Here is a 26,081-nt window from a genome sequence, read left to right on the forward strand (position 1 = left end):
TGGTGTTCCTCTCACTGCTTCCCGAAGACGGGGTTGTGGACCTCGCCGAGGTTGATGTGCACGGCCTGCTGGTCCGTGTAGAAGTCGATCGAGCGGTATCCGCCCTCGTGGCCGAGACCCGAGGCCTTGACGCCGCCGAACGGGGTGCGCAGGTCTCGGACGTTGTTCGAGTTCAGCCACACCATTCCGGACTCGACGGCCTGCGAGAAGTTGTGCGCCCGCTTGAGATCTGAAGTCCAGATGTAGGCGGCGAGCCCGTACTTCGTGTCATTGGCCAGCGCGAGCGCCTCCTCGTCGGTGGAGAAGGGGGTGATCGCGACGACGGGTCCGAAGATCTCCTCCTGGAAGATCCGGGCGTCGGGCATGACGTCGGCGAAGACGGTGGGTTCGACGAAGTTGCCGGTCTCGAATCCCTCGGGTCGGCCGCCGCCGGCGACGAGGCGCGCCTCGCCCTTGCCGATCTCGACGTACGACATGACCTTCTCGTAGTGCTCGGGGTGGACGAGGGCTGCGACCTCGGTGGCGGGGTCCGAGGGCAGGCCGACCTTGACGCGCTTGGCCTGCGCGGCGTAGCGCTCGACGAACTCGTCATAGATCGACTCCTCGACGAGGATGCGCGAACCGGCGGTGCAGCGCTCCCCGTTGAGGGAGAAGACACCGAAGATCGTCGCGTTGATCGCTGCGTCGAGGTCGGCATCGGCGAAGACGACGGCCGGGGACTTACCGCCGAGCTCCATCGAGAGGCCCTTGAGCCAGGGTGCGGCGTTGGCGAAGATCGTCTGTCCCGTCTTCGACTCACCGGTGAAGGAGATGAGCGGGACGTCGGGGTGCTTGACGAGCGAGTCCCCGGCGAAGCCCTCCTCCCCGAAGCCGTTGACCATGTTGAACACGCCGGTGGGCAGGCCCGCCTCTTCGAAGATGCCCGGCCACAGCGACGCCGAGAGCGGGGTGAACTCGGCGGGCTTGAGCACGACGGTGTTGCCGGTCGCGATCGCCGGGGCGAGCTTCCACGACTCGAGCATGAACGGGGTGTTCCACGGGGTGATGAGGCCGGCGACGCCGATCGGCTTGCGGTTGACGTAGTTGGCCTGCCGGCCGGGAACCTTGTAGGCGTCGTCGACCTGGGCGACGATGAGGTCGGCGAAGAAGCGGAAGTTCTCCGCCGCCCGACGCGCCTGGCCCTTGGCCTGGGTGATCGGCAGACCGGAATCGTACGACTCCATCTCGGCGAGCTCGTGCTCGCGGCCCTCGACGATGTCGGCGATCCTGTTGAGCACCCGAGCGCGCTCACGCGGGAGCATCGTCGGCCACGGCCCCTCCTCGAAGGCCTTCTTCGCTGCCGCCACGGCCCGGTCGATGTCGGCCTTCTTGCCGGAGGCGGCCTTGATGTAGGGCTCGTTGGTCACCGGGTTGATGACGTCGAACTCGTCGCCGTCGAGGGAGTCGACGAACTCCCCGCCGATGTAGTGGCGGATCTTCTCCGGCAGGTTCGCAGGTGCAGTGGTGGACTCGGTCATGACTTGTCCCTCTCTGGTGCGGTGGTGGCTTCCTGGTAGCTGTGCAGTGTGGCGGTGCGGTGGGCGCGGACGACCCGTTCGACCTCGTCCGCCGAGGCGGCCGCCCGGATGAGTGCGATGATCCGGGAGTGCTCGTCGACGGAGTCGCGTGCCCGTCCGGGCACGAACGCGAACGTCGAGTTCCGCAGGTGCGCGAGCCGATCCCATTCGAGGCCGACGAGCGTGCGCAACCGGTCGTTGGGGCAGCGGGCGAAGAGCGCGGCGTGGAACTCGTGGTTGAGGCGGGTGAATTCGACGGCGTCGAAGTCGGTGAGCAGTGCCCGCATCTGCTCGTTGAGGTCCTCCGCCGCGGCGAGGTCGGCCGCGGTGATGTGGGTCAGGGCCTGTGCGGTCGCCGCGCCTTCGAGCACGGCGACGGCCTCCATCGACTGGACGTAGGATCCGTGGTCGACCATCGCCACCCGGGCCCCGACGTTGCGTTCGAAGGTGACGAGTCCGTCGGCCTCGAGCCGGCGGATCGCCTCCCTGACGGGGACGACCGAGGTGTCGAGCTCAACGGCGATCTGGGAGAGCACAAGCTTGTCGCCGGCGTCGAAGGTGTGATCGCCGATGCGCTCACGGATCCACTGGTACGCGTGCTCGGCCTTGCTCAGAGGCTGGCTCGGCGACACCGGCTGCGCACTCATCGCGCGGACTTCCATTCCTCGAACTTCGCCTTCCATTCTCCCTTGGGCGGGAAGAGCTCTTCGATCGGGTTGCCGGCGGCGACCTGCTCGGCGACCCAGCCGTCCTCGACCTCTTTGGCCAGGGCAGCGTCGACGACCTCCTCGGCGAGGTTCCGGGGGATGACGATGACGCCGTCGTCGTCGCCGACGATGACATCGCCGGGAAGGACGGTCGCGTTCCCGCAGGCCACGGCCACATCGGACTCCCACGGGACATGCTTGCGGCCGAGCACCGCAGGGTTGCGGGAGGTCGCGAACACCGGGAGGATGCCGGCCACCTCGGCGGAGTCGCGAACCCCTCCGTCGGTGACGACCCCGGCGGCGCCGAGAGCCTTGGCCCGCAGCGCGAGGACGTCGCCGAGGGTGCCCGATCCGGACTCACCGCGGGCCTCGATGACGATGACCTCGCCCTCCCCCAGGCTGTCGAAGGCGCGCTTCTGCGCGTTGTAGCCGCCGCCGTGGGATGTGAAGAGGTCCTCCCGATTGGGCACGAAGCGCAGGGTCTTCGCGACGCCGACGATCCGGCTGCCCGGGGTCAGCGGGGCGACGCCCTCGATGACAACGTTGTTGAGCCCACGGGCCCGCAGCTGGGCCGAGAGTCCCGCCGTCGGGGCCTCGGCGAGCTTCGCGCGCAGCTCTGCGGGGAGGGCTGTGCCGGCGGCGCTGTCCGTGCCGCCCTCGGCGGGCAGGCCGGCGGCCTCCGCCGAGCCCCACGCGTCGATGCGCAGGTCGTCGGTGACGGCAGGAGTGCTGCCGAGGTCGGCGTCGAAGTCGCCGGGTCCCTCGACGACCTCGGTGCGCAGGCGACCGGAGCTCAGCTCCTCCCCCGTCCTCGCCGAGGCGGTGCTCACCTCGACCTCGACGACGTCGCCGGGGACGACGACGCTCGAGCCCGACGGGGTGCCGGTGAGGATGACGTCACCGGGTTCGAGGGTGAAGTGCTGGCTGAGGTCGGCGATGATCCGGGTGAGCGGGAAGATCAGCTGCTCGGGACCGGTGCCGTCGTCTTGGACGAGGGAGCCGTTGACCCAGGTGCGGATGCGCAGGGCCTCGGGGTCCACCTCGGCGGCGGGGATGAGTTCGGGTCCGAGGGGGGTGTAGCCGTCACGGCTCTTCGACCTCACGTTCGAGCCCTTGTCGGGGGCCTTGAGGTCATAGAGGCCGAAGTCGTTGGCCGCGGTGACGCCTGAGACGTGGTCCCATGCGGCCTCGGCGGGGATGCGGTGGGCGGGGGTGCCGATGACGACGGCGACTTCGCCTTCGAAGGCGAGCAGTTCGGTGCCGGCGGGACGGGAGATCGTCTCTCCGCTGGCCGCGAGCGAGCTCGTCGCCTTGAGGAAGTACGAGGGAGCGGCGGGTCGGCGGCCGCGCTGGGCGGCACGGGACTCGTAGGCCACGTGGACGGCGATGATCTTGCCGGGCCGGGTGGGGACTGCTGCGTTCGTCATCGAAACCTCGTTCTCTCGTCCTTGACTTCTTGGATCGTATACGATGCGGAAGCAGTCGACAAGGGTTCGACCGAATTTTGTCGGAACGCACCCCCGCCTCGGCGTGATCGTATATGAACTGATACGATCTGGATCACAAGGTGCGCGCCGGATCACAGACGATCACCACGGCGCACAAAGGCGTGTGAGGAACCGGAGGCTGAAATGCACTTCCACCAGGACGGGTACGTGTCCGCGGACCCGCGGATCGAGGACGCAGCGGGCTATGGCATCGATCGACCTGAGTCCCTGCCCGACGTCGTCGACGTGCTCATCGTCGGCAGCGGTCCCGCCGGCATGGTCGCCGCCGCCCAGCTCGCGCAGTACCCCGACGTCAACACCCGCATCATCGAGAAGCGCGACGGCCGGCTCGTCATCGGTCAGGCCGACGGCATCCAGGCCCGATCGGTCGAGACGTTCCAGGCCTTCGGGTTCGCCGAGGAGATCATGCGCGAGGGCTACCACATCACCGAGATGGCGTTCTGGAACCCCGACCCGGACAATCCCGGGCACATCATCCGCACCGGCCGACCCAAGGACGACGAGACCGGGGTGAGCGAATTCCCCCACCTCATCGTCAACCAGGCCCGCGTCCTCGACTACTTCGCCCAGTTCGCCCGGCAGTCCCCGGCACGGATCGAACCCGACTACGGCATCGAGTTCGTCGACCTCACCGTCGAGGACCCGGCGACGGCGGCCGACCCGAAGCACCCGGTCTCCGTCATCGTGCGCTACACCGCGGGCGAGCGCGCCGGTCAGCAGCGGACGATCCGCGCGGGCTTCGTCATCGGCAGCGACGGCGCCCGCTCGGGCGTGCGCTCGGCGATCGGGCGGACGATGTCCGGCGACCAGGCCAACCATGCGTGGGGCGTCATGGACGTGCTCGCGAACACCGACTTCCCCGACATCCGGACGAAGTGCGCGATCTCGTCGAAGCACGGCAACATCCTCCTCATCCCCCGCGAGGGCGGTCACCTCTTCCGCATGTACGTCGACCTCGGCGAGGTGCCTGCCGACGATGCCAGGAAGGTGCGCCAGACGAGCATCGAGGAGATCATCGCGAAGGCCAATGCGATCCTCACCCCGTACTCGCTCGACGTGAAGAACGTCGCGTGGCACAGCGTCTACGAGGTCGGCCACCGGCTCACCGACGCCTTCGACGACACCGACGACATCACCCCCGGCTCCCCCTGCCCGCGCGTGTTCATCACCGGCGACGCCTGCCACACGCATTCAGCGAAGGCCGGACAGGGCATGAACGTCTCGATGCAGGACGGGTTCAACATCGCGTGGAAGCTCGGGCAGGTCGCTTCGGGACGCTCCTCGGAGGAGCTGCTGCGGACGTACTCGGCCGAGCGGCAGGTGACGGCGAAGAACCTCATCGACTTCGACAAGGAGTGGTCGACGCTCATGGCCACCCCGCAGGACGAGCTCCCGGACAAGGCGTACCTCGAGGAGTTCTACGTCAAGACCGCGGAGTTCCCCGCCGGCTTCATGACCGAGTACACGGAGTCGATGATCACGGCGACGACGGAGAACCAGGAACTCGCGACCGGATTCCCCGTGGGCAAGCGGTTCAAGTCGGCCATGGTCAACCGCGTCTGCGACGCCTACCCCCTTCACCTCGGGCATGAGGCCAAGGCCGACGGACGCTGGCGGGTCTACGTCTTCGCTGATCGGGCGGCACCTGCACCGGCCGTGGAAGCCGCGGCCGGTGTCGACGAGGCGGCGGTGACGGGTGTGCCCGCACTGGCGGAGTGGTTCGAATCCGATCCGGCGTCGCCGCTCGTCGCATACCGCCGCACGGGCGAGGACATCGACGCCCTCGTCGAACTCAACGTCATCTACCAGCAGCCGCACACGGAGTTCGACTTCACCGACGTGCCGCAGGTCTTCCGCCCCTACATCGGGAAGTTCGGTCTCGAGTACCTCGAGAAGATCTACGCCGCACTGCCCGACGACGACATCTTCGAGACCCGCGGCATCAGCCGGGACGGCGCCGTCGTCATCGTCCGCCCCGACCAGTACGTCTCCGGTGTCTTCCCGCTCGATGCGCGCGAGGAGATCGGGAAGTTCTTCGCCGGGGTCTTCCTCCCCGAGGAGTGAGGCGCGGGTTTCCTGGGAGCGGCTGCACCCGCTTCCCGTGGAGTGCGGGCGAGCTGAGAGCTGACTGACGACCTGCGCCGAGGTATCGGAAAGTCAGCTTGTCTGTGGCAGGGTGAACGTATGGCTACGAATGAGAAGAGCATCACAGTCACACGGACCATCGACCACCCGACGAAGGAGATCTTCGACGTCCTCACCCTGCCCGACAACCACACGCAGTTCGACGGTTCGGGCATGGTGCAGTCGGCGGAGAAGTCCCAGCGCATCCAGGGTGTCGGCGACGTGTTCGTCATGAACATGTACGCCGAGGCGATGGGCGGCGACTACCAGATGCACAACCATGTCACCGCGTACGACGAGAACAAGATGGTCGGCTGGCAGCCGGCGCAGGCCGACGACCCGAAGGAGCCGGGCGGCTGGGAATGGCTGTACGAGCTCAACGCGGCCGGACCCGACTCCACCGAGGTGACGCTCACCTACGACTGGTCGAAGGTCGACGACCCGAAGCTTGTGCCGCTCTTCCCTGTCGTCAGCGAGGAGCAGCTCGACGAGTCGCTCAACAAACTCGCAGCAGCCGTCTCCGATCGCTGACGTCGCGCGGGTCGCCGCTGGTGGCTGACGCGGCCGTTCGACCGCCGCCGCCTCAGAACCGCGAGCCGGAGAAGCGCTCCGCGTGCCTGCGGTGGCGGCAGTGGCGGCTGCCGGCGAGCCCGAAGATGCCCCCGACGATGAGGGCGGCACTGCCGAGCGCCCAGAGTGCGGCGCCGGGAGCCGGGTAGCCGATCTCCATGCCGCCGATCCAGCGCCCCTGCTCGTCCTGGCCGTCCCACATGAAGAACGGCGGGTCCATGATCATCGCCACGAGGGCGACGAGGAGGACGAGGCCGACGATGACGGCGGTCGGGGACCAGAGAGTGAGCGATCGGGAGAGCCACGCGGTGACCGCGCAGACGAGGATCGCCGCCCAGGGCAGGACGAAGGCGACGTCGAAGTTCTCGGGGCTGATCGGGTGCTCACCGAGTGAGGTGATGAGCAGGCGTGGACCTCTGTCGTTGCCGCTGTCGAGCACCGGGATCCAGATCATCGCGATCCACGCGGCCACCGTGATCAGCGGCAACCACCGGGCGATCCAGCGTGCGCGCCTGCCCTGGGGGAGCAGCTGCGTGCCGATCGCGTCGGGACGGTCCACGGTGTTCATGACCATCATTCTTCGGCGCTGCCCGGCCGGGCCGGTGACAGCGATGTTGCAGAACTGTCACCGGCTCGCGTCAGGCGCCCTCACCCGGCGGCGAGGATCCGTGTCCGCAGGAGCTCCTCGGCATCGGACAGGATCGGGGACGATACGGCAGCGGGAGCGGGTGCCGGACGAATCAATCCACCGGTCGGGGCGATGACCACTCGGAGACCCGGCGGGATGGGCACGGTCTCAGCGTCGCTCCGCTCGACTGCGGTGCTCAGGCGGTTCGCCGCCCGGGGCGGTGCCGCCTCCTCCGCGCCTGGCGAGTTCACCACGGTCCCTCTCGGTCCCTCATCGCCGGACTCCGGATCATCGCCGAGCATCGGATCATCGCCGAGCATCGGATCGCGAGGGGGCGACGAGGCACCCGACGGCGGACTCCCCCGCGGGGGCAGGGTGCTCACCTCGAGCAGGCCGGAAAGCTGCCGGCGCCAATCCGGTCCCGGCGGCGGTGCCGCCTCATCGCCGGCCTGCACCGCCTCATCGCCGGCCCGAACAGGCGGGCGCGGGTACTTCATCCGCCTGACGAACGGTGGTGTCATCGAGGTGTACGAGCGGCCCGCCGGAGTCGTCACGGTCAGTCCCTCGGCACTCGCCTCATGCGACCACCCGGGATGCTCTTTCGCGAAGTTGCACGACGCACACAGTCCCGACCCGTTCTCCCACGAGGTCGCCCCTCCCTCGGCGAAGGGCCGAGCATGGTCGGCGTGCTTGATCGGCGCATCGCACCACGGGGTCCGGCACCGGTCGTCACGGAAGATCACCATCTCCCGCAGCCGTCCGGTGAAGGCCCGACCCCTCGCCTCGGTGCCGACGAGCTGACCCTCGGACACGGTCGTGAACATGCGCCGGATGAAGACCTCGGCCTCGTTCGCGGCGAGAAAGCTGCGCACGGTCGCCGCCGGCAGCGGCCCGAAGCCGGGCATCCACGCGGGCACCATCCCATCGGAGAACAGCGACTCGGCGTCGATGACGACATGGACCTCGGTCGGCACCGCGGCCGCGGACTCCTGGCCCGTGAGCCTTTCGACGAACGTGTCGGCCATGACCTGCGGCTGCCGACGCCCGCCCGCGTCACCTGCGGCGATGAGCGAATCGGCGGTCTCCTTGAGCCCCGTCCAGACTGCGACGGCCTCGGTCAGCGGAAGGATCACGCTCACCCGTCCCATGCCGTCGGCGAGCGTCGTCAACGTGACCCTCCGATGCTTCGCGGCCTCCCGCGCCTTCCGATCGGCATCCTCACCGTCGACCTGCATCGCCATCGCCCGCACCTCGGCGCGCAGACTCCGCGGACCCGACTGGCCCAGACTCTCCCGCATCCGCGTATCGACACGGCGGCGATCAGGCGAAGCGAGCGTCGCCGTCTCGTCGACCATGATCTTCGCCTTCTCCGCGGAGATCTCACCCGAGCTCAGCGCCTTGAACGTCTCGGGCATCTCGGTGACGATCGCACGGGCGCCGGAGAGGAACTTCCGCCCCGACCCGGGTGAGACGCGTTTGGCCAGCCCCACCTCGTCGCCGGCACGCAGCGCCCACTCATGCACGGGCAGGCCGTTGAGCCTGTCCCGCTCGCGGCGTAGCTCTGCGAAGGCGACGGCCTCGGCGGATTGGGCGGCGACGATCGTCCCGGTCAGCTCCTCGAGCGCGGTGATCCGCGCGAGCGCCTCATCCTCGGTCCCAGCCGGCGCGGCACCGCGCAGGACTGCGCGCAGCCGGGCCACCTCGGCGAGGAGATCGGGAACCTCCATCGGCTCCCGGACGGGATCGACGTCCATGAGACCACCGTAGACCTCGCCACTGACACGAGAATCGCGCCGACCCTGACACGAGAGCCGACCCCCCTACGCCCCGGCCTGGATCCTCCGCATGATCATGTCCATCGCGACGATATTGTGCCCACCCTCGGGGATGATGAGGTCGGCGTTGCGCTTCGAGGGCTCGACGTAGAGCTCGTGCATCGGCTTGACCGTGCCGAGGTACTGCTCCTCGACGGATTCGAGGGTGCGCCCCCGATCGACGACATCGCGTTTGATCCGGCGCAGCAGGCGCACATCGGCGTCGGTGTCGACGAAGAGCTTGATGTCGAGGAGGCTGCAGATGCGCGGCTCGGCGAAGATGAGGATGCCCTCGACGATGATCACCGGCGCGGGTTCGACGACGGTCGTCTCCGCCGCGCGGTTGTGGTCGGCGAAGTCGTAGATCGGGCTCTCGACGGCGATGCCTGAGCGCAGGGCTTCGAGGTGGTCGACGAAGAGGTCGTTGTCGAAGGCGTCGAGGTCGTCGTAGTTGACCTTCTCCCGCTCCGCGAAGGTGAGCTCGTCCTGCCGCTTGTAGTAGTTGTCGTGGTAGAGCACCGAGGACACGCCTGCGCATTTGGCCAGCAGTGCCTGCGTCAGCGTCGTCTTCCCGCTGCCGGTCCCCCCGGCCACGCCCACAGTCAGAATCTCCACGTTCGCACTTTCCCACTCGCTCACGGGTGCCCCCGCAGCCGCCGACGGCTGTGGGGGCACGCCCACAATGATCTCCCCAAATCTACCCGATTCCCCGCTCCGCCCCGCCCTCGGATAGGGTGGAGGAAACCGCATCCGCACCTCAGTGCGCGATGCCCGCAGCTCGTCGAAGGAGGTGGTCGTCGATGGATTCCGACTCTCGATTGTGCACCGCCTCCCCCATTCACTGACGCCTGCGCTCCGGCACCGCCGCGCCCTGCCCTGCCGACATCGAACGGCCCAGGCGTCCTCCCGACGACTGCCTGGAGAATCATCATGGACGCCACCACCATCCGATCGCTGACCGACGACCGTGACCTCACGCGGCTGGCCGCCGCCGTGCGCGACCTCGGCGAGTCCGCGACGATCGACCTCATCGCCGAGCTCCCCGCCACCGAGGCGGCCGTCGTCTTCCGCCTCCTGCCCAAGCACGAGTCCGTCGACGTCTTCGACCGCCTCGACCGCGGCACCCGCTCCGATCTCATCGCGGCCCTCGGCACCGAGGAGCTCACCGCGATCTTCGCCGACCTCGACCCCGAGGACCAGTCCCGCCTCGTCGACGAACTTCCCGCCGGGGTCGCGACGAAGCTGCTCTCCGCGGTCTCCCGGTCCGACCTCGACGCCGTCATGGCCATCGCCGGCTACGACCGGAACTCGATCGCCCGTCGGATGTCCCCCACCGCGGTCGTCGCGTGGGATACGGACACCGTCGCCGAGGTGGCCGCCCGCATCCGCGACACCGACGTCGATCTCGCCGACGTCCGGCTCATCCCCGTCCTCGCCCCCGACCGGACCCTGCTCGGCACGCTCGATCCCCTCGAGCTGCTCCGCTGCCCGCCCGACGCCCCGATCGCCGAGGTGATGGACCCGATCGAGGAGATCACCCACACGAGCGACGACCAGGAGACCGCGGCCCGCGCGGCCCTGACCGGCGGCATCACGGTCCTGCCCGTGTGCGACAGCGAGGACCGCCTCGTCGGGATCGTGCCCATCGACGACGCCGCCCGCATCATCGCCGAGGCCGACGAGGCCGACTTCGCGCTCTCCGGGGGCACCCAGCCGCTCTACCGCCGGTACCTGCCGACGCCGATCACCCACCTCGCCCGCAGCCGCATCGTCTGGCTGCTCGTCCTCGCGGTCTCCGCCGTCCTCACCGTCCATGTCCTCGAGATCTTCGAGTCGACCCTCGCCGAGGTGGTCGCCCTCGCCCTCTTCATCCCCCTGCTCACCGGGATCGGCGGGAACACGGGATCGCAGGCGGCGACGACGGTGACCCGGGCGCTGGCGATGGACGAGGTGGGGCTGCGCGACTGGTTCCGGGTCGCCGGCAAGGAGTTCTCCACCGGACTCCTCCTCGGTCTCCTCCTCGCGATTCCCGCGTTCGCGATCGCCTCGCCGCTCTACGGTCTCAAGATCGGTGCCATCATCGCACTCACCCTCATCGTCAACTGCCCCGTCGCCGCCTTCGTCGGCGGGTCGATCCCCATCGTCGCGAAGGCGTGCCGGGTCGATCCCGCGGTCGTGTCCACCCCGTTCATCTCGACGTTCTGCGATGCCAGCGGTCTGCTCGTCTACTTCACGATCGCGATCTCGATCATGGGGCTGTGAGGGCAGACTTCACCGCAGGCTGCGGGTGAGCTGGTCCCACAGCTCCTGATCGAAGCGGCGGCGGGCGAGCAGACCGGACATGTGGCGGACGGCGTTGTCGACCTTGCCGCGCCATACGTCGATCGCCGTCTCCGCATCCCCGCGGGACAGCGCCCGGTACATCCCTCGGTCGTCGCCGAGGATGCGGTCGGCCGCCGGTGAATAGTCGAGGCGGAGGACGGAGATGAAGAGGCGCAGGCGAAGGGTGAGCGATTCGAAGGCCCGCGCGCTCTGCCGCAGACCCGAGGCGCGGGCGAGCTCCTGCTGGTAGTGGAGGTCGGCGTCCTCGACGTCGATGCCGCTGCGGGTCGCCGCCGAGGCCTCCACCTGGCGCAGTGCGAGCTGGACGGGGACGAGGAATCGCTGTGGGCGCAGGGCGAGCGAGCGCAGCACCACCTCGCCGACGGCCATGCGCGCGGCGTAGAGGTCGAGGACGTCGAGGGTCGTGATGAGCGGGATCCTCGCCCCGCCCCGGGTGCCGTCGAGGAGTCCGTCGTCGACCATCCGGCGCAGCGCCGCATCGACCGACGATCGGGGGACGTCCATGCGGCGGGACAGCAGGCGCGGATTGATCCGGTCACCGGGCTGGTAACCGGAGTCGATGATCTCCTCGCGCAGGGCGATCGCGAGATGCTCGGTGATCGACCGGGTCGAGCTCGGCAGCCACGACGAGATCTCCATTGAGTCAGAATTCGTGGAAGTTTTCGGGACGTCCGCCTGCCGCCCCACCTGCCAGCTCACGCCCTCGAGACCGTGGCGGACGCGACCGGCGACGAGGTCGAGCAGCGACCCGGGGATGTCCTGGCAGTGCGCAAGGCCAGCCTTGAGCGCGGCGATGAAGTCCTCGGGCCCGTGGTGGAGGGAGAGGACATCGAAGGCGGGAAGACCCGCATCGGGGTCGGCGACGAGTTCGGCGGCCTCGCCGAGGGGATCGTAGACGACGAGGCGCAGCCGCACCGGGTCGATCCCCGCGACCCCGTCGAGGAGAATGCGCATCGCCGCCTCATCGGTCTGCCGGTGCTCGCTGCCGAAGCGCTGCGGCCAGCGGGTGACGCCGGCCGAGCGCAGGCCGGCGACGACCCCGGCGATGCGCCGCTGGATGCGCCGGGCCGGCACCGGCGAGGGATCGGCGCCACCGGCCCCGAGGCGGAATCCGACGACGATGAGCGGGAAGCCGCTCGCCGCGACGACGACCTCGTCGCCGCCGGCCCCGTCCTCGCGGATCGTGTGGAGGTCGCTCAGCGGCACCGTCATCTCCCGCACCGCGCGGGAGACGATGCTCTGACTCAGACCCGTCGCCTCGGCGATCGCCCGGGTCGAATAGTCCTTGCCCGAGATCCGCGCCCCGGCGGTCCCGACGAGGGCTTCGACGACCTGGGTCGCCGTGCTCTGGATCTGCGGGCGGCCGCTGCGGGGACGGTCGGCCAGGTCCGAGCGACGGACCCAGCGGCGCAGACTCGACTCGGACACCCCCGCCTCGGCGGCCGCCTCGGCGATCGACGTCGCAGCCGCACGGACGACCACACTGCGACGGAACTCCGGGGTGAACATTCCCTCATTCTACGCTCGCTCTCACGACTTCTGACTCAAAGGTTTCGGCGGGCGGTCACCGACCATTCACCCCCGGTTGGGCCCGGCGCATACTGAGGGGACAACGGCGGGGGCAGGCGGTCGACGACGACCACGTGGACTCCCGAACACCGGGGACAACCACTAGAAGTAAGGACGGATAGCAGGTGCTGCACACTGACACCGATCTCGAAGCGCTGACGACCCGCTCGGTCGACACGGTCCGCAAATGGCTGCGGGTCGCGACGAACAAGACGGCGGCGAAGAACCCCGCCGCGGAGCGCCTCTCGGCGGTCCTCTCCGATCCCAACGGGCTCGACTTCACCGTCGGCTTCGTCGACCGCGTCGTGCGCACCGATGACGTCCACGCCGCCGCCGACGCGCTGAACGAGGTCGGCAAGCTCGCGCCGGCGACGATGTCGGCTCTCGACCGTGCGCAGATCAAGGCCGGTGCAGCGCTGGCGAAGGTGATGCCGCAGGTCGTCGTGCCCGCCGCCCGCACCCGCCTGCGCCAGATGGTCGGGCACATGGTCGTCGACGCCCGCGACAAGCAGTTCGGCTCGACCGTCGCCAAGCTCACCGGCGAGGGCCACCGACTCAACATCAACCTCCTCGGCGAGGCGGTCCTCGGCGACGCGGAAGCCGACCACCACCTCGAGGAGACGCACCGTCTGCTCGCCCGCGACGACGTCGACTACGTCTCCGTCAAGGTCTCCTCGGTCGCCTCGCAGCTGTCGATGTGGGCCTTCGACGACACCGTCGAGTACGTCGTCAACCGCCTCCGCCCCCTCTACGCGCAGGCCGCGAAGGCCCCGACCGGTGCGAAGTTCGTCAACCTCGACATGGAGGAGTACCGCGACCTCGAGCTCACGCTCGCCGTGTTCACCCGCCTGCTCTCCGAACCGGAGTTCAAGGACCTCGAGGCCGGCATCGTCATCCAGGCCTACCAGCCCGACGCGCTCGGAGCGATCCAGCGCCTGAGTGAGTTCGCCAGCCAGCGGGTGGCCGCCGGAGGTGCGGGGATCAAGGTCCGCCTCGTCAAGGGCGCGAACCTCGCGATGGAGACCGTCCACGCCGAGGTCGCCGGCTGGCCGACGACGACGTGCGACTCGAAGCAGTCGACGGATGCCAACTACAAGCGCGTCCTCCACTGGCTCTTCACCCCGGAGCGGATGGAGGGCCTGCGCATCGGCGTGGCCGGGCACAACCTCTTCGACATCGCCTTCGCCCACCACCTCTCCGTCGAGCGCGACGTCACCTCCCGCGTCGAGTTCGAGATGCTCCAGGGCATGGCGACCGAACAGGCCGCAGCGGTGACCGAGGACGTCGGCGACCTCCTCCTCTACGTCCCGGCCGTGCACCCGAAGGAGTTCGATGTCGCGATCTCCTACCTCGTGCGCCGCCTCGAGGAGAACTCCGCGACGGAGAACTTCATGTCCGGCATCTTCGAACTCGCCAACGGCAACGAGATCTTCGACCGCGAAGCCGACCGCTTCCGCGCCTCGGTCGCCCAGCTCGAGGCCGAGCTCGCCGCCGACGGTGAGGCCGCTCCCGCGCCCAATCGCACGCAGGACCGTTCGGCCCCGCACGTTCCCGGTCCCGCCCAGGTCGTCTTCGCCAACGAACCCGACACCGATCCCTCCCTGCCGGCGAACCAGAAGTGGGTCAAGGAGATCATCGCCGAGGCGACCGCTCCCGGCTACCTCGAGACCCGCCCGCAGGCGCCGCGCATCGACTCGACCGATGAGCTCGACGCGATGATCGCCAAGGGCCGCGCCGCCGCCAAGGACTGGCGTGAGATGGGCGCTGCAGCCCGCGGGGAGATCCTCCACCGCGCCGCCGAGGTCTTCGCCGCCCGCCGCGGCGAGTTCATCGCCGTCGAGGCCGCTGAGGTCGGCAAGATGCCGTCACAGTCGGATCCGGAGATCTCCGAGGCCATCGACTTCATCCGCTACTACGCACTCCACGCACTCGAACTCGAGAAGCTCGAGGGAGCTCAGTTCCACCCGGACGAGATGGTCGTCGTCACCCCGCCGTGGAACTTCCCCATCGCGATCCCGACCGGCGGCACCGTCGCAGCGCTCGCCGCGGGTTCGGCCGTCATCCACAAGCCGTCGAAGCCGACGCCGTACTGCTCGGCGCTCATCGTCGAATGCCTGTGGGAGGCCGGTGTCCCCCGTGATGTCCTCCAGCTGTGCGCCCCGATCGAGCGGGAGCTCGGCCAGCACCTCGTCTCGCACCCGGATGTCGACCGCGTCATCCTCACCGGTGCCTCGGAGACCGCGTCGCTGTTCAAGTCGTTCCGTCCCGAACTCCACGTCAACGCGGAGACCTCGGGCAAGAACGCGCTGGTCGTCACCCCGGCCGCCGACCGCGACCTCGCGGTCGCCGACCTCGTCTACTCGGCGTTCGGCCATGCCGGACAGAAGTGCTCGGCCGCTTCTCTGGGAATCATGGTCGGGTCGACGTATGACTCGGAGCGCTACCGCAAGCAGCTCGTCGACGCCGCGTCCTCGATGGTCGTCGACTGGCCGGTCAACCTCTCGGCGACGATGGGCCCGCTGACCGAGGATCCCTCGGACAAGCTGCGCCGTGCGCTGACGACGCTCGAGCCCGGCGAGTCCTGGCTGCTCGAGCCCAAGCAGCTCGACGACACCGGTCGCCTGTGGAGCCCGGGCATCAAGGAGGGCGTCAAGCCGGGATCGTTCTTCCACCTCACCGAGGTGTTCGGTCCCGTGCTCGGCCTCATGCATGCGAAGGACCTCGACGAGGCGATCGAGTTCCAGAACGCCGTCGACTTCGGTCTCACCGGAGGCATCCACTCCCTCGACCCCGAGGAGGTCCGTGAGTGGATCGACCGCGTCGAGGTCGGCAACGCGTACATCAACCGCGGCATCACCGGCGCGATCGTCCAGCGCCAGTCCTTCGGTGGCTGGAAGCAGTCCTCGGTGGGGCTCGGCTCGAAGGCCGGCGGTCCGAACTACCTCATGCTCTTCGGCCACTACACCGACGATCCGGCGACCCTGCCGGGTTCGGTCGGCGGCGGGCAGAGCCTCGAGCGGGCCCAGGCCGATGACAAGCGCTGGTTCGAGGCCGAGTTCGGTGCCGCCAAGGACCACACGGGTCTGCGCTCGGAGGCGAACATCTTCCGCTACCGTCCGCGTCCCGTCACCCTGCGCGTGACCTCGGCCGCCACGGTCTTCGACCTCAAGCGCTCGCTCTCGGCAGCCGCGACCGTCGGGTCGACGGTGCAGCTGAGCGTCGCCGAGGACGTCACGGCCGATGTGAAGATCGCCGTCACCGAGGCGGGGGTGCCCTCCCGCACCGAATCGGCCGGTGTCTTCGCGACGATGGTCGCCGACGGCAGGTACGACGACACCGTCGGTGCCCGCATCCGCGTGCTCGGCGACTTTGAGCCGGAGCTGCTCGCCGCTGCGGCGAAGCGTCCCGAGGTCGCCGTCATCGACGAGCCCGTCACCTCCTCGGGTCGGGTCGAGCTGCGCTACTACGTGCAGGAGCAGGCCGTGTCGATGACGCTGCACCGCTTCGGCAACCCGAGCCGTGACTTCCACGAGCTCGCCGCCGAGCTCAAGGCGTGATCACCCGAGCCTGATCACCCCAGCGACACGAAGGGCGCTCAGCCACCTTGCGAGAGGTGGCTGAGCGCCCTTCGGGTTGCCGCTAGAGTAACGCTGTGACTCTTCGACAGACCATTCCTCTCGGCGGTGCGATCTTCGACTGCGACGGCATCCTCGTCGACTCCGAGCAGCCGTGGATCGACCTCATGGCCGCCTACCTCGACCGCCTCGGTGCCGGTGGGGTTCCCGCGGAGTCGTTCCGGGGGTTGACCGGCGCCGAGGCGGCTGAGCAGTTGCGGCGCGTGAGCTCCGAAGTCGAGGCCGGCAGTGGGACTGCGCCGACGGCGGCCGAGGTCGACCGTGACTACACGGCCGCCCTCGCCGAGGTGTCCTCCCCGATGCCGGGGGCACCGGAACTCGTCCGGGCGCTCTCGGGCACCGTCCCCATCGCTGTCGCGAGCAACGGCCGCGGCGACGATGTCCGCGGACTCCTCGACCGAGCGGGACTGCTCGGGTTCTTCGATGCGATCGTCACGATCGACGACGTCGAGCAGGGGAAGCCGGCACCCGACGTCTATCTCCGTGCGGCTGAGAAGTTGGGGCTCGACGCCGCGACGGCGGTGGCCTTCGAGGACTCCCCTGTCGGTTCGCAGGCCGCTACCGCCGCCGGATGCACGGTCATCGGCATCAATGCCGACCTGCAGATCCCTCTCGCCGCCGAAGTGCGGCTCTCCGACATGGGGAAGGTGCGCTTCGACGCAGCGGAGAAAGCCGTGATCGTCGATCCGCAGGGCTGACAGCGCGGCTCCCCGCCCATGTCCTGACCTCCATGTAGGCTCGGTCACACTTCCAGCGTTCAGTGGACTTCCCGAGTGTTCACATCGCGTTCACATGGTTGCCGTCGTCGACTCCATGGGGCCCGATAGTGTGCAAGGGTTCCTGCCTCTGTGACTCCGTGTGCCATCGTGACCCGAAAGGCCTCCATGAAAGTCTCGACCACCCTCTCCTCCGCAGCTGTCCTCGGCCTCGTCGCCGGTATCGGTCTCGTCGCGCCGACCGGCCCGGCCGCAGCAGCCGTCAGCCCGCACATCAGCGAGATCGGCTACACCCTCGATGCCGACTTCATCGAGATCGCCGCTGATCCGGGCACCGATCTCTCCGGGTGGACGATCGGCTCGGTCACCCGTGGCGGCAGCGTCCAGGCCGCCGAGAACGCCGTCACGGTTCCCGACGGCACAACCGTCGGCGACTCCGGGGCGCTGGCGATCGAGGTGCCGATCACGAACTCCGTGAAGTCCGGTTCCGCCGCTGACGGCGAGTACGGCTCCTCGGCGTTCGCGATCGACGACTCGGGCAGCCTCATCGACTTCGACCAGATCGGCGGAGTCACAGGCGGCAGGGGTGTGACGGGGAAGTCAGGGACGTACACCCCGGATCCCGTCGTCGACCAGGAGGCCGAGCCGACTGGTGCCGTCGCGGCAGGCGGGCAGTCGATCCAATTCGTCGACGGCTCGTGGACCTCGGCTCCCCCGACCCCGAACGTGCTGCCCGACGGTAACGGCGGGGAGAACCCCGAGCCCAGGGAGATCACCCCGATCGCCGACATCCAGGGCACCGGCGCGGAGAGTCCGCTGCAGGGCCAGACGGTGAGGACCCGCGGCGTCGTCACCGCCGCCTACCCGAGCGGTGGGCTCGGCGGCTACTACGTGCAGACGCCCGGCACCGGGGGCGCCGAGGACGCGACCCCGGGGGCCTCCGACGGCATCTTCGTCTACTCCCCCGACACCGTGGGCGACATCAGCATCGGCGACCACCTCGAACTCACCGGCACCGTGTCCGAACGCTACGGCCAGACCCAGATGAGCGTCGCCGCCTCCGGTGCGACGACCCTCGACGAACCCGCCGAGGCGGTCAAGCCCGTCGAGGAGGCGTTCCCCACCGGCGATGCCGAGCGCGAGGCGCTTGAGGGCATGCTCCTCCAGCCGAGCGGTGAGCTCACCGTGACCGACAACTACAACACGAACACCTACGGCGAGGTCACGCTCGCCACCGGCGACGGGGTCCTGCGCCAGCCCACCGATGTCGCCCGTCCCGGCAGCGCCGAGGCGAAGGCCATCGAGGAGAAGAACCTCGCCCGTGAGGTCGTCCTCGACGACGGTGCGACGGTCGACTACCTCAAAAGGGACAAGGACGTCCCGCTCCCCTACCTCACCGAGGATGCTCCCGTCCGCGTCGGTGCGAGCGCGACGTTCACCTCGCCCGTCGTCCTCGGCTTCGACCACAGCAAGTGGCGGTTCCAGCCGTTGACGCGTCTGACCGGGGCCAACGCCGAGGCGGTCCAGCCGGCGACGTTCACGAACACCCGACAGGACACGCCTGAGGCGGTCGGCGGCCAGGTCAGTCTCGCGGCATTCAACGTCCTCAACTACTTCACGACGACCGGTGACCAGGTCCCCGGCTGCACGTTCTACGAGGACCGCGAGGGCAACCCGATCACGGTCCGCGGGGGCTGCGATGCCCGCGGTGCGGCGACCGCTGAGAGCCTCGAGCGCCAGGAGACGAAGATCGTCACCGCGATCAACACCCTCGACGCCTCGGTCGTCTCCCTCATGGAGATCGAGAACTCAGCGAGGTTCGGCGACGACCGCGATGCCGCGCTGAAGACGCTCGTCGACCGCCTCAACGAGGCGGCCGGGTCGGAGAAGTGGGCCTTCGTCCCCTCCCCGGAGAAGGTTCCCGCCGACGAGGACGTCATCCGCACTGCGCAGATCTATCAGCTCGCCGAGGTGGCCCCGCAGGGCGAGTCCGTCATCCTCGACGACGAAGACGCCTTCTCCAATGCGCGCGAACCGCTCGCCCAGGCCTACGCTCCGAAGGATGCCTCCGGCACCCCGGAGGCCGAGAAGACCTTCGTCACCGTGTCGAACCACTTCAAGTCGAAGGGCTCGGGCGAGGGCCCGGGCAACGAGGACACCGGTGACGGGCAGGGCTTCTCGAACGCCGACCGCGTCAAGCAGGCGAAATCGCTCGTCGACTTCGCCGGCGAACAGCAGAAGGCAGCGGACTCCGACTACGTCTACCTCCTCGGCGACTTCAACTCGTACACGCAGGAGGACCCGATGCAGGTCCTCTACGAGGCCGGGTACAAGGACGTCGGTTCGGAGATGACGGACAAGTCGACGTACGTCTTCAAGGGTCGGACGGGCAGCCTCGACCATATCCTCGCCCTCGACACCTCCGGGACCGCAGGCACCGGCAGCCAGGCGGACCTGCCGACGAGCGCGTTCGACGCGGTCACCGGAGCCGACATCTGGAGCATCAACTCCGTCGAACCGCTCGCCTTCGAGTACAGCCGCTTCAACTACAACATCAGCGACCTCTACGAGCCGGATCAGTTCCGCGCCTCTGACCACGATCCCGTTCTCGTCGGTCTCTTCGACGAGGACAGCAGCGGCGGAGGCGATGATGCCGACGGCGGACAGGCGAACGCCACGGCGGACGACAACGGCGCGAACGCCGACGGGGCGCAGGATGACGCCGACGGCTCGCAGGACAACGGGAACGCCGACGGCGGACAGGACGATTCCGACGGCGATCAGGACAGTGCCGACTCCGACGGTTCGCAGAACGATGCTGACGAGAACGTCGGCAGGCAGGACTCCTCTGCCGGCGCGAACTCCGGCAGCACCGCGAACGGGACCTCGGCGAATGGGACCTCCGCGAGCGATGCAGGCCGCGGCGGGAACCTCCCGCGGACCGGTTCCGAGCTCACCGCGCCGGTGTCGATCGCGGCGGGCCTCTTGCTCGTCGGAGCCGCAGCCGTGGCAATCGCTCGGCGTCGCAAGGCGAGTGCCGAGCACTGATCTCGCCGACGCGCTGATGCAGCCACAGCACTGACCCAGTCGCAGCCCCGAGCAGACTGTGAGCCCCGGACCGCTCGGTCCGGGGCTCACGCCTGTCTCGGCCCGTGTCATCTCCGAGCCACAGCCCAAGACAGCAGCATTCTCAGTCCGGGACGGCGAGTCTCAGTCCGGGACAGCGACCTGTCCGCGCATGAGCACGCGCGCGGTGCGGAAGAGGGACGCCGCGGTGACCGCTCCGGTGCTCTCATCGCGCACAGCGGCGGCCGTGACGACGCCGGAGGGCGTGCCGATCCTCAGTTCGGGTCCTGCCGGAGGGCGTTCGGAGCGGGTGAGGATGAGATTGACGATCGTGTCGGGCACGAGGGCCGCCGCGGCCAGGCACATCGCTGCGGTGCCGGGAACGGCCCGGTGCGCCTGCCCCATCGAGATCACCCGGACGACGATGTCGGCGTCCTCCGCGGCGAGCGTCGTCCCGTCGAGGAGACGCGTCGGCGTCGGCGTGGTGACGACGGCGACCTTGGGCACGACCTGCGGAGCGGTCTCCCGGGTCTCGCTCAGACTCATGCGCACGGCCGCGTTCCGCCGGAGGTCGCCGATGACGCGCATCGCAGGTCCGTCGGCGTCGATCCTCTCGGGCAGCTCGTCTCCGTTCAGGCCGACAGCCGCGGCGGGGACGATGACGAGCGGAAGCGTCGCATCGATGAGGGTGGCATCGAACATGATCCCATCGGCATCGATCGATTCGCTCGCCTTCCCGGTCGGCAGGAGCGCACCGGTCCTGCTGCCTGCCGGGTAGGGGTAGATGAGCTCGATCGGCGCGCCTGTGCCGCTTACTCCCGGGAGGGTGAAGTCGCCGTCGACGGCGGCCTGACCGCCCTCGACGGTGAGTCCGACGTCGACGAGCTTGCCCGTGTTCGTGTTGAAGAGGCGGAAGACGTGCCATCCGTCGCCGGCGTCGACGAGCCCGGCGAGCAGGGCGAAGGGGACGACTCCGGAGGAGAGGTTGCCGCAGTTGCCGGAGTAGTCGACGGTCGCCTCAGTGATCTCGACCTGCGCAAACGTGTAGTCGAGGTCGACGCCGGGACGCTCCGAGGCGGAGACGACCATGACCTTCGACAGGGACGAGATCCCGCCGCCCATGCCGTCGAGCTGACGGCCGAAGGGATCCGGCGAGCCTATCACGGCCGTGAAGATCGCATCCCACGCGGAGCGGTCTCGGCCCGCGGAGGGATCATCTCCACCCGTGTCGTCCGCGAGCGGCGGGAGGTCGTCGGCGCGGAAGAACACGCCCTTGCTCGTCCCGCCGCGGACGAAGGCGGCGTCGATCCATCGCGTCATGAGGCCAGGGTAGTCGAGCGCGGAATTACGACCATCTGTAGTGACCCTTTCCGTCAATTCATATATGCTGATTGCGACGTGCGTCACACAACTGACATACGTGAAATGTTTCGTCCATGGATCCACTAGTCATCAACGGAGATGCGATGAACCAAGAACGAGAAACATGGCCCGTCCCCAAAAGCAGTGTCCGCCGAGTCCTCATCTGCTGTTTCATTCCGATCCTGGCCGAGGGATATGACGTCGGAGTCATCGGAGCCATACTTCCAGCCCTGGCGGGATACACACCGTGGCAACTCAGTCCCATCGAACTCGGCGCCCTGGGCTCATGGGCGCTGGTCGGTATGCTCATCGGCGCAATGTGCATCGGGAGCCTCTCAGACAGATTCGGCAGACGATCGATGATCGGAGTCTCCGTCATCCTCTTCGCCGGCGCTCAGCTCGGGGTCGCACTCGCACCCACGCCTGAGGTCTTCGGCTTCTTCCGGCTCATCGGCGGACTCGGCATGGGCGGAATCATACCGGTGTGCGCGGCGCTCACCATCGAGTTCTCGCCGCCCAACCGGAGGTCGCTCAACTACGGACTCATGTACTCCGGCTATTCCCTGGGCATCCTGCTGTCCGGACTCACCGCCCTCCTCCTCGTCGAGCAGTTCGGCTGGCGACTGGTTGTCGGCTTGGGCGTACTCCCGATCCTCATCCTCCCATTCCTCCTCCGATCGACCCCCGAATCCCTGGAGTACCTGCTGACCAGGCACCAGTTCGAACGCGCGCAGAGAATGGCCGACCGGCTCCGGATCGACCCCTACAGGTCCGCCGATTGGGCACCTGCTCCGAAGGCGGACGGGAAGCGCTATTCCCCGGTGGATTCGATCAAGGTGATGTTCTCCCGCGAGTACGCGCTGGGAACCATCGGGTTCTGGATCAGCCTCTTCTGCGGCCTGCTGCTCGTCTACGGACTCAACACCTGGCTGCCCTCGCTGATGCGCGCCGCCGGATACGACCTGGGCTCGTCGTTGACGTTCCTCATCGTGTTCTCCCTGGCATCGGCAATCGGAGGAGTTCTCATCGGAAACATCGCGGACAGATGGGGAAAGAAGGTCTGCCTGACGGTGTTCTACCTGGTTGGGGCGTGCGGCATTCTCCTCCTCATGTTCCCCAACCAGATCTTCATCAATTACGCTTTCGTCTCACTTGCCGGTGTCGGCTCAATCTCCACGTCGCTGGTGCTCACCGGCTGGGTCGCCGACTACTACCCTTCATATGCTCGCGGCACGGCGACCGGCTTCGCACTGTCCTTTGCCAGGCTGGGTGCGATCTCCGGCCCGTTGCTCGGCGGCTGGATCGGCTCAGCACAGCTTCCGTTCCAATGGAACTTCGTAGTCTTTGCAGGCATCGGCGCTCTTGCCGCCTTCAGCGTCATGGCGATACCGACACGCAACCGCGAGCGCAGTGAAACGCAGGTACGCAGACTCGCATACGACTGACCGCGGGTCCGATAACGCCATCTCGGCCACAGGCACGCGAGGATCGCAGGGCAATGACTCTGCGGTCCTCGCGCATTCATCCCACGAAGCGGCAACGATTGCGAACACCCCGATCACGCCTCGACGGGATCTTCCGCCTCGAGCCACGCGTTGCAATCGCGCCGAAGTCAGCCCCCAGCGACGGCGGTGGCATACTGGCGACGGAGGACCTCTGACCAAAAGGCGACAAATGACCATACCTCGGCCGGCACAACGCCACCAAGATCTCATCATCACGCTCTTCGCCCTTTACGCACGACCTCCCCGCGACCGCATCCGAATCGCGAAGCTCGTGCAGCTGATGGGCGACCTCGGATACGATGCACCAGGCGTCCGGTCCGCCATCTCACGCCTCAAGAGCAAGGGCATTCTCGTTTCATCCAAGCTCGGGAGCCAAGCGGCGTACAGCATCGATCCGTCGATGACGGAGACGATTGACAAGGGCGACGTGAGGATCTTCGCAGACACACGCCCCGACAGCGCGGGAAAATGGGCGCTGGTCACGTTCACCGTCCCCGAAACGCAGCGCTCGCTGCGACACCAGATCCGCTCATCGCTCACCCGTCTCGGCTTTGGGAACGCGGGTCAGGGCCTGTGGATCGCTCCCGCCGCGAATCTGCACGAGGCGGAGGTCGTGCTCCGAAGACGTGGACTCGCCAAGTACGTCGACTTCTTCGTCGGCACTTATGTCGACGAGACACAACTGGCGACGAAGATCGGACAGTGGTGGGATCTCAACGAACTCAACACCCGCTTCGAGCCGTTCCTCTCGGTGTACGCGCCGAATGACCAGGTCTGGGAGGAAACGCTCGCCGCAGCCGCAGACAATGATCGCGACGCCTTTCGGCTCTACGCCCCGATGCTCACGATGTGGCGGGAACTGCCCTACTCGATTCCCCCGCTTCCACCCGAGTTCGTTCCCACCGATTGGAACGGACCACGAGTCCGCTCACTCTTCTACACAGCGCACGACCGGCTGGCGGAAAGTGCAGAACGCTACGTCTCCCAGGTGCTCGAAGATTAGGGTGCGCCGGTCATGCGCGGTGATCGGGAATCACAGCGACTCCCTGAATCTCAATCAGCGCGTCGGTCTGCCACAGTCGAGACACTCCGATCCCGGCCATCGCCGGGTAGTCGGATCCCGCCATCGATCGCCATAGGCGGCCGATCTCCCGCCCGTTCGACATATAGTCGTCGACGTCGGTGAGATAGATCGTCACGCTGACCAGATCCTGCGGCTGCCCTCCGGCTTCGCGCAGCGTAACGAGCACGTTCGAGAACGCCTGCTCGAATTGGGCGACGATCCCACCCGGGACGATCTTCATGTCTTTGTCCAGTGCCGTCTGTCCACCGAGATACACCGTGTTCCCCGCACGCACACCGTGCGCGTAGCCGGAGGGCCTGGGCAGCACCTCGGGATTGACGATCGTATGGTCGGTCGAGGGAAGCTGCGCGCCGGTCATGGTGTCCTCCGAGAGTGATGAATGCATCTATCGCATTTCGACAGTATGTGACGACCGTCAAAATGTCTACATAAAAATCCCGGCAACCCTACCGAGGCGCGCACCTCCTATGCTAGATTTCACTTCAATGACGCTCGTCACATTTTGCGTATAACAATGAGGTAGGACGGGAAAGACGATGAGACTGGCAACCATGCGTCTGAGCGAGACGACTCGAGCAGCTGTGGAGACCGAATCCGGTTGGATCCTCCTCCCCTATGGCGATGTCGGCGACCTGCTCAACACACCGAACTGGCGCTCAGCAGTCAACTCTGCCCTCTCAGCGTCGACTGAGGCGCCCGTTGCAGATACCGACGCTCGCTTCGCGTCAGTCATCGCCACTCCGCGAAAGGTCATCTGCTGCGGTCTCAACTACTCCGACCACATACTCGAGATGGGACGGAGCCTCCCCACTCATCCAACGCTCTTCGCGAAGTACTCAGACACGCTCACGGGCTCCACCGACCCGATCTCTGCCGCCGGCAGCCGAGCCGTGGATTGGGAAGCGGAACTCGCCGTAGTGGTCGGCAGCGAGCTTTCGGAGGCTGGAACAGAGGAGGCGGCCTCAGCCATAGCCGGCTACTGCGTGGCCAATGATGTGTCGATGCGAGACTGGCAGAACCGCACGCTGCAGTGGTTTCAGGGCAAGAACTTCACCGCGAGCACTCCCTTGGGGCCCTGGTTGACGACTGCGGATGAATTCGATGATGATCCGACGTTCGTCGTCGAAGGCTGGATCAACGACGAACAGGTGCAGCGAGGCGAGACCGCATCCTTGGTCTTCTCACCAGTTGAATTGCTGGAATACGTCAGCACCTTCACCACCCTCAGACCCGGAGACGTCATCCTCACCGGCACGCCCGGCGGAGTCGGCCAGGGCATGGATCCGCCTCGATTCGCCATCTCCGGTGATGTCATTCGCACGCACATCGAGGGACTGGGCACCCTGATCAATCCCGTGACTGTCTGAAATCCGAATCACAACAGAGAAGAAAGGCCGCACATCATGACCGATCAGAACCTCATCGAGACCGACAACTCGATCTACGCCGATGAATCGGGACAAGTCGTTCCGGTGGTGACGAAGAAAGGCGAGGAAGACAGGAACACCACCCAGTCGGGAGACTGCATCCGCGTCTCCGGCGTATCCATTCAGCACACGCCTGCTACGAAGATCTGGTTCGGCGAAGTCTCCAACGAACCCGGCTACCGTTCGCTGCCCCACCATCACGGTGAAGCCGAAACAGGTGGCCGCGTGCTCAAGGGCAAAGGACGGATCTATTTCGGCGAGGACTACAAGAAGTTCATCGACATGGTCGAGGGCGATTGGGTGTTCGTCCCACCATTCATGCCCCACGTCGAGGCGAACATGTCCACGACAGAGGAGCTCGTCTGGATCACCACGAGGACTCCGGAGAACATCGTAGTCAATCTCGACGACGTCCCCGACGAGCAGCTCGAAGGCTACCGCCGCTCCTGATCCGACCGATGTCGAAA

General features: G+C 67.5%; 19 protein-coding genes. 10 read left to right on the forward strand and 9 right to left on the reverse strand.

Translation table 11 applies throughout. The annotated features are described in order from the left end of the window. Window positions 1-11 precede the first annotated feature (11 nt). The 3 genes from hpaE to EZE58_RS07150 are packed head-to-tail and all read right to left on the reverse strand — an operon-like array spanning window position 12 to window position 3,690. Window positions 12-1,517, reverse strand: coding sequence for a 5-carboxymethyl-2-hydroxymuconate semialdehyde dehydrogenase (gene hpaE / locus EZE58_RS07140; RefSeq protein ID WP_009377958.1), 1,506 nt, complete (start codon window positions 1,515-1,517; stop codon window positions 12-14). Next, on the reverse strand, window positions 1,514-2,203 hold the full coding sequence (locus EZE58_RS07145; RefSeq protein ID WP_040341697.1) for a GntR family transcriptional regulator: 690 nt from the start codon (window positions 2,201-2,203) through the stop codon (window positions 1,514-1,516). The genes hpaE and EZE58_RS07145 overlap by 4 nt, the downstream gene beginning before the upstream one ends. After that, the gene (locus tag EZE58_RS07150; RefSeq protein WP_009377954.1) at window positions 2,200-3,690 is read right to left on the reverse strand and encodes a fumarylacetoacetate hydrolase family protein; all 1,491 of its coding nucleotides are present in this window, start codon (window positions 3,688-3,690) and stop codon (window positions 2,200-2,202) included. The genes EZE58_RS07145 and EZE58_RS07150 overlap by 4 nt, the downstream gene beginning before the upstream one ends. 204 nt (window positions 3,691-3,894) lie before the next feature. Between EZE58_RS07150 and EZE58_RS07155 the strand changes: the two genes are divergently transcribed. Together EZE58_RS07155 and EZE58_RS07160 are read left to right on the forward strand one after the other, a co-directional pair. Beyond that, window positions 3,895-5,835 carry an FAD-binding monooxygenase gene (locus EZE58_RS07155; RefSeq protein ID WP_167560152.1) on the forward strand — a complete coding sequence of 647 codons (1,941 nt, stop codon included), beginning with the start codon at window positions 3,895-3,897 and terminating at the stop codon, window positions 5,833-5,835. Between the two features lie 120 nt (window positions 5,836-5,955). Beyond that, window positions 5,956-6,426 carry an SRPBCC family protein gene (locus tag EZE58_RS07160; protein WP_009377950.1) on the forward strand — a complete coding sequence of 157 codons (471 nt, stop codon included), beginning with the start codon at window positions 5,956-5,958 and terminating at the stop codon, window positions 6,424-6,426. Between the two features lie 52 nt (window positions 6,427-6,478). Here the strand turns inward: EZE58_RS07160 and EZE58_RS07165 are convergent, their stop codons facing one another. The 3 genes from EZE58_RS07165 to udk all read right to left on the reverse strand — a co-directional run bounded on the left by EZE58_RS07165 (window position 6,479) and on the right by udk (window position 9,522). Continuing rightward, entirely contained in the window at window positions 6,479-7,033 is a 555-nt protein-coding gene (locus tag EZE58_RS07165; RefSeq protein WP_009377948.1) for a hypothetical protein, read from the reverse strand. An 80-nt stretch (window positions 7,034-7,113) separates the two neighbouring features. Beyond that, a complete protein-coding gene (locus EZE58_RS07170) occupies window positions 7,114-8,847 on the reverse strand; it encodes an HNH endonuclease signature motif containing protein (protein ID WP_167560154.1) in 1,734 nt (577 codons plus the stop codon). 66 nt (window positions 8,848-8,913) lie between these two features. Next, window positions 8,914-9,522, reverse strand: coding sequence for a uridine kinase (gene udk, locus EZE58_RS07175; RefSeq protein WP_040341667.1), 609 nt, complete (start codon window positions 9,520-9,522; stop codon window positions 8,914-8,916). A gap of 315 nt (window positions 9,523-9,837) precedes the next feature. Between udk and mgtE the strand changes: the two genes are divergently transcribed. Next, a complete protein-coding gene (gene mgtE, locus EZE58_RS07180) occupies window positions 9,838-11,169 on the forward strand; it encodes a magnesium transporter (protein ID WP_009377941.1) in 1,332 nt (443 codons plus the stop codon). Window positions 11,170-11,178: 9 nt separating this feature from the next. Here the strand turns inward: mgtE and EZE58_RS07185 are convergent, their stop codons facing one another. Then, the gene (locus EZE58_RS07185) at window positions 11,179-12,759 is read right to left on the reverse strand and encodes an FCD domain-containing protein (protein ID WP_009377939.1); all 1,581 of its coding nucleotides are present in this window, start codon (window positions 12,757-12,759) and stop codon (window positions 11,179-11,181) included. Window positions 12,760-12,944: 185 nt separating this feature from the next. Here EZE58_RS07185 and EZE58_RS07190 point away from each other — a divergent pair, with 185 nt between their 5' ends. The 3 genes from EZE58_RS07190 to EZE58_RS07200 all read left to right on the forward strand — a co-directional run bounded on the left by EZE58_RS07190 (window position 12,945) and on the right by EZE58_RS07200 (window position 20,218). Further along, window positions 12,945-16,376, forward strand: a complete 3,432-nt coding sequence (locus EZE58_RS07190; RefSeq protein WP_009377936.1) for a bifunctional proline dehydrogenase/L-glutamate gamma-semialdehyde dehydrogenase — start codon at window positions 12,945-12,947, stop codon at window positions 16,374-16,376. Window positions 16,377-16,471: 95 nt separating this feature from the next. Further along, window positions 16,472-17,152, forward strand: a complete 681-nt coding sequence (locus EZE58_RS07195; RefSeq protein ID WP_009377933.1) for an HAD family phosphatase — start codon at window positions 16,472-16,474, stop codon at window positions 17,150-17,152. 186 nt (window positions 17,153-17,338) lie between these two features. Next, entirely contained in the window at window positions 17,339-20,218 is a 2,880-nt protein-coding gene (locus tag EZE58_RS07200) for an ExeM/NucH family extracellular endonuclease (protein WP_167560156.1), read from the forward strand. 162 nt (window positions 20,219-20,380) lie between these two features. Here the strand turns inward: EZE58_RS07200 and EZE58_RS07205 are convergent, their stop codons facing one another. Further along, window positions 20,381-21,556: a PrpF domain-containing protein gene (locus EZE58_RS07205; RefSeq protein WP_009377929.1), complete on the reverse strand. Its 1,176-nt coding sequence runs from the start codon at window positions 21,554-21,556 to the stop codon at window positions 20,381-20,383. A gap of 116 nt (window positions 21,557-21,672) precedes the next feature. Here EZE58_RS07205 and EZE58_RS07210 point away from each other — a divergent pair, with 116 nt between their 5' ends. Next, complete coding sequence (locus EZE58_RS07210) at window positions 21,673-23,043, forward strand: aromatic acid/H+ symport family MFS transporter (protein ID WP_236586900.1); 1,371 nt, start codon at window positions 21,673-21,675, stop codon at window positions 23,041-23,043. A gap of 229 nt (window positions 23,044-23,272) precedes the next feature. Then, on the forward strand, window positions 23,273-24,106 hold the full coding sequence (locus EZE58_RS07215; RefSeq protein ID WP_009377924.1) for a PaaX family transcriptional regulator C-terminal domain-containing protein: 834 nt from the start codon (window positions 23,273-23,275) through the stop codon (window positions 24,104-24,106). 10 nt (window positions 24,107-24,116) lie between these two features. On the opposite strand, the gene EZE58_RS07220 is transcribed toward EZE58_RS07215, so the two are convergent. Then, window positions 24,117-24,545, reverse strand: a complete 429-nt coding sequence (locus tag EZE58_RS07220) for a RidA family protein (protein ID WP_009377922.1) — start codon at window positions 24,543-24,545, stop codon at window positions 24,117-24,119. A gap of 193 nt (window positions 24,546-24,738) precedes the next feature. On the opposite strand from EZE58_RS07220, the gene EZE58_RS07225 reads away from it, so the two are divergent. After that, complete coding sequence (locus EZE58_RS07225; protein WP_009377920.1) at window positions 24,739-25,554, forward strand: fumarylacetoacetate hydrolase family protein; 816 nt, start codon at window positions 24,739-24,741, stop codon at window positions 25,552-25,554. 36 nt (window positions 25,555-25,590) lie between these two features. Beyond that, a complete protein-coding gene (locus tag EZE58_RS07230) occupies window positions 25,591-26,064 on the forward strand; it encodes a cupin domain-containing protein (protein WP_009377918.1) in 474 nt (157 codons plus the stop codon). Window positions 26,065-26,081 lie beyond the last annotated feature (17 nt).

This window comes from Brevibacterium sp. LS14 (genome assembly GCF_012027885.1).
GTDB classification, from domain to species: Bacteria; Actinomycetota; Actinomycetes; order Actinomycetales; family Brevibacteriaceae; genus Brevibacterium; species Brevibacterium casei.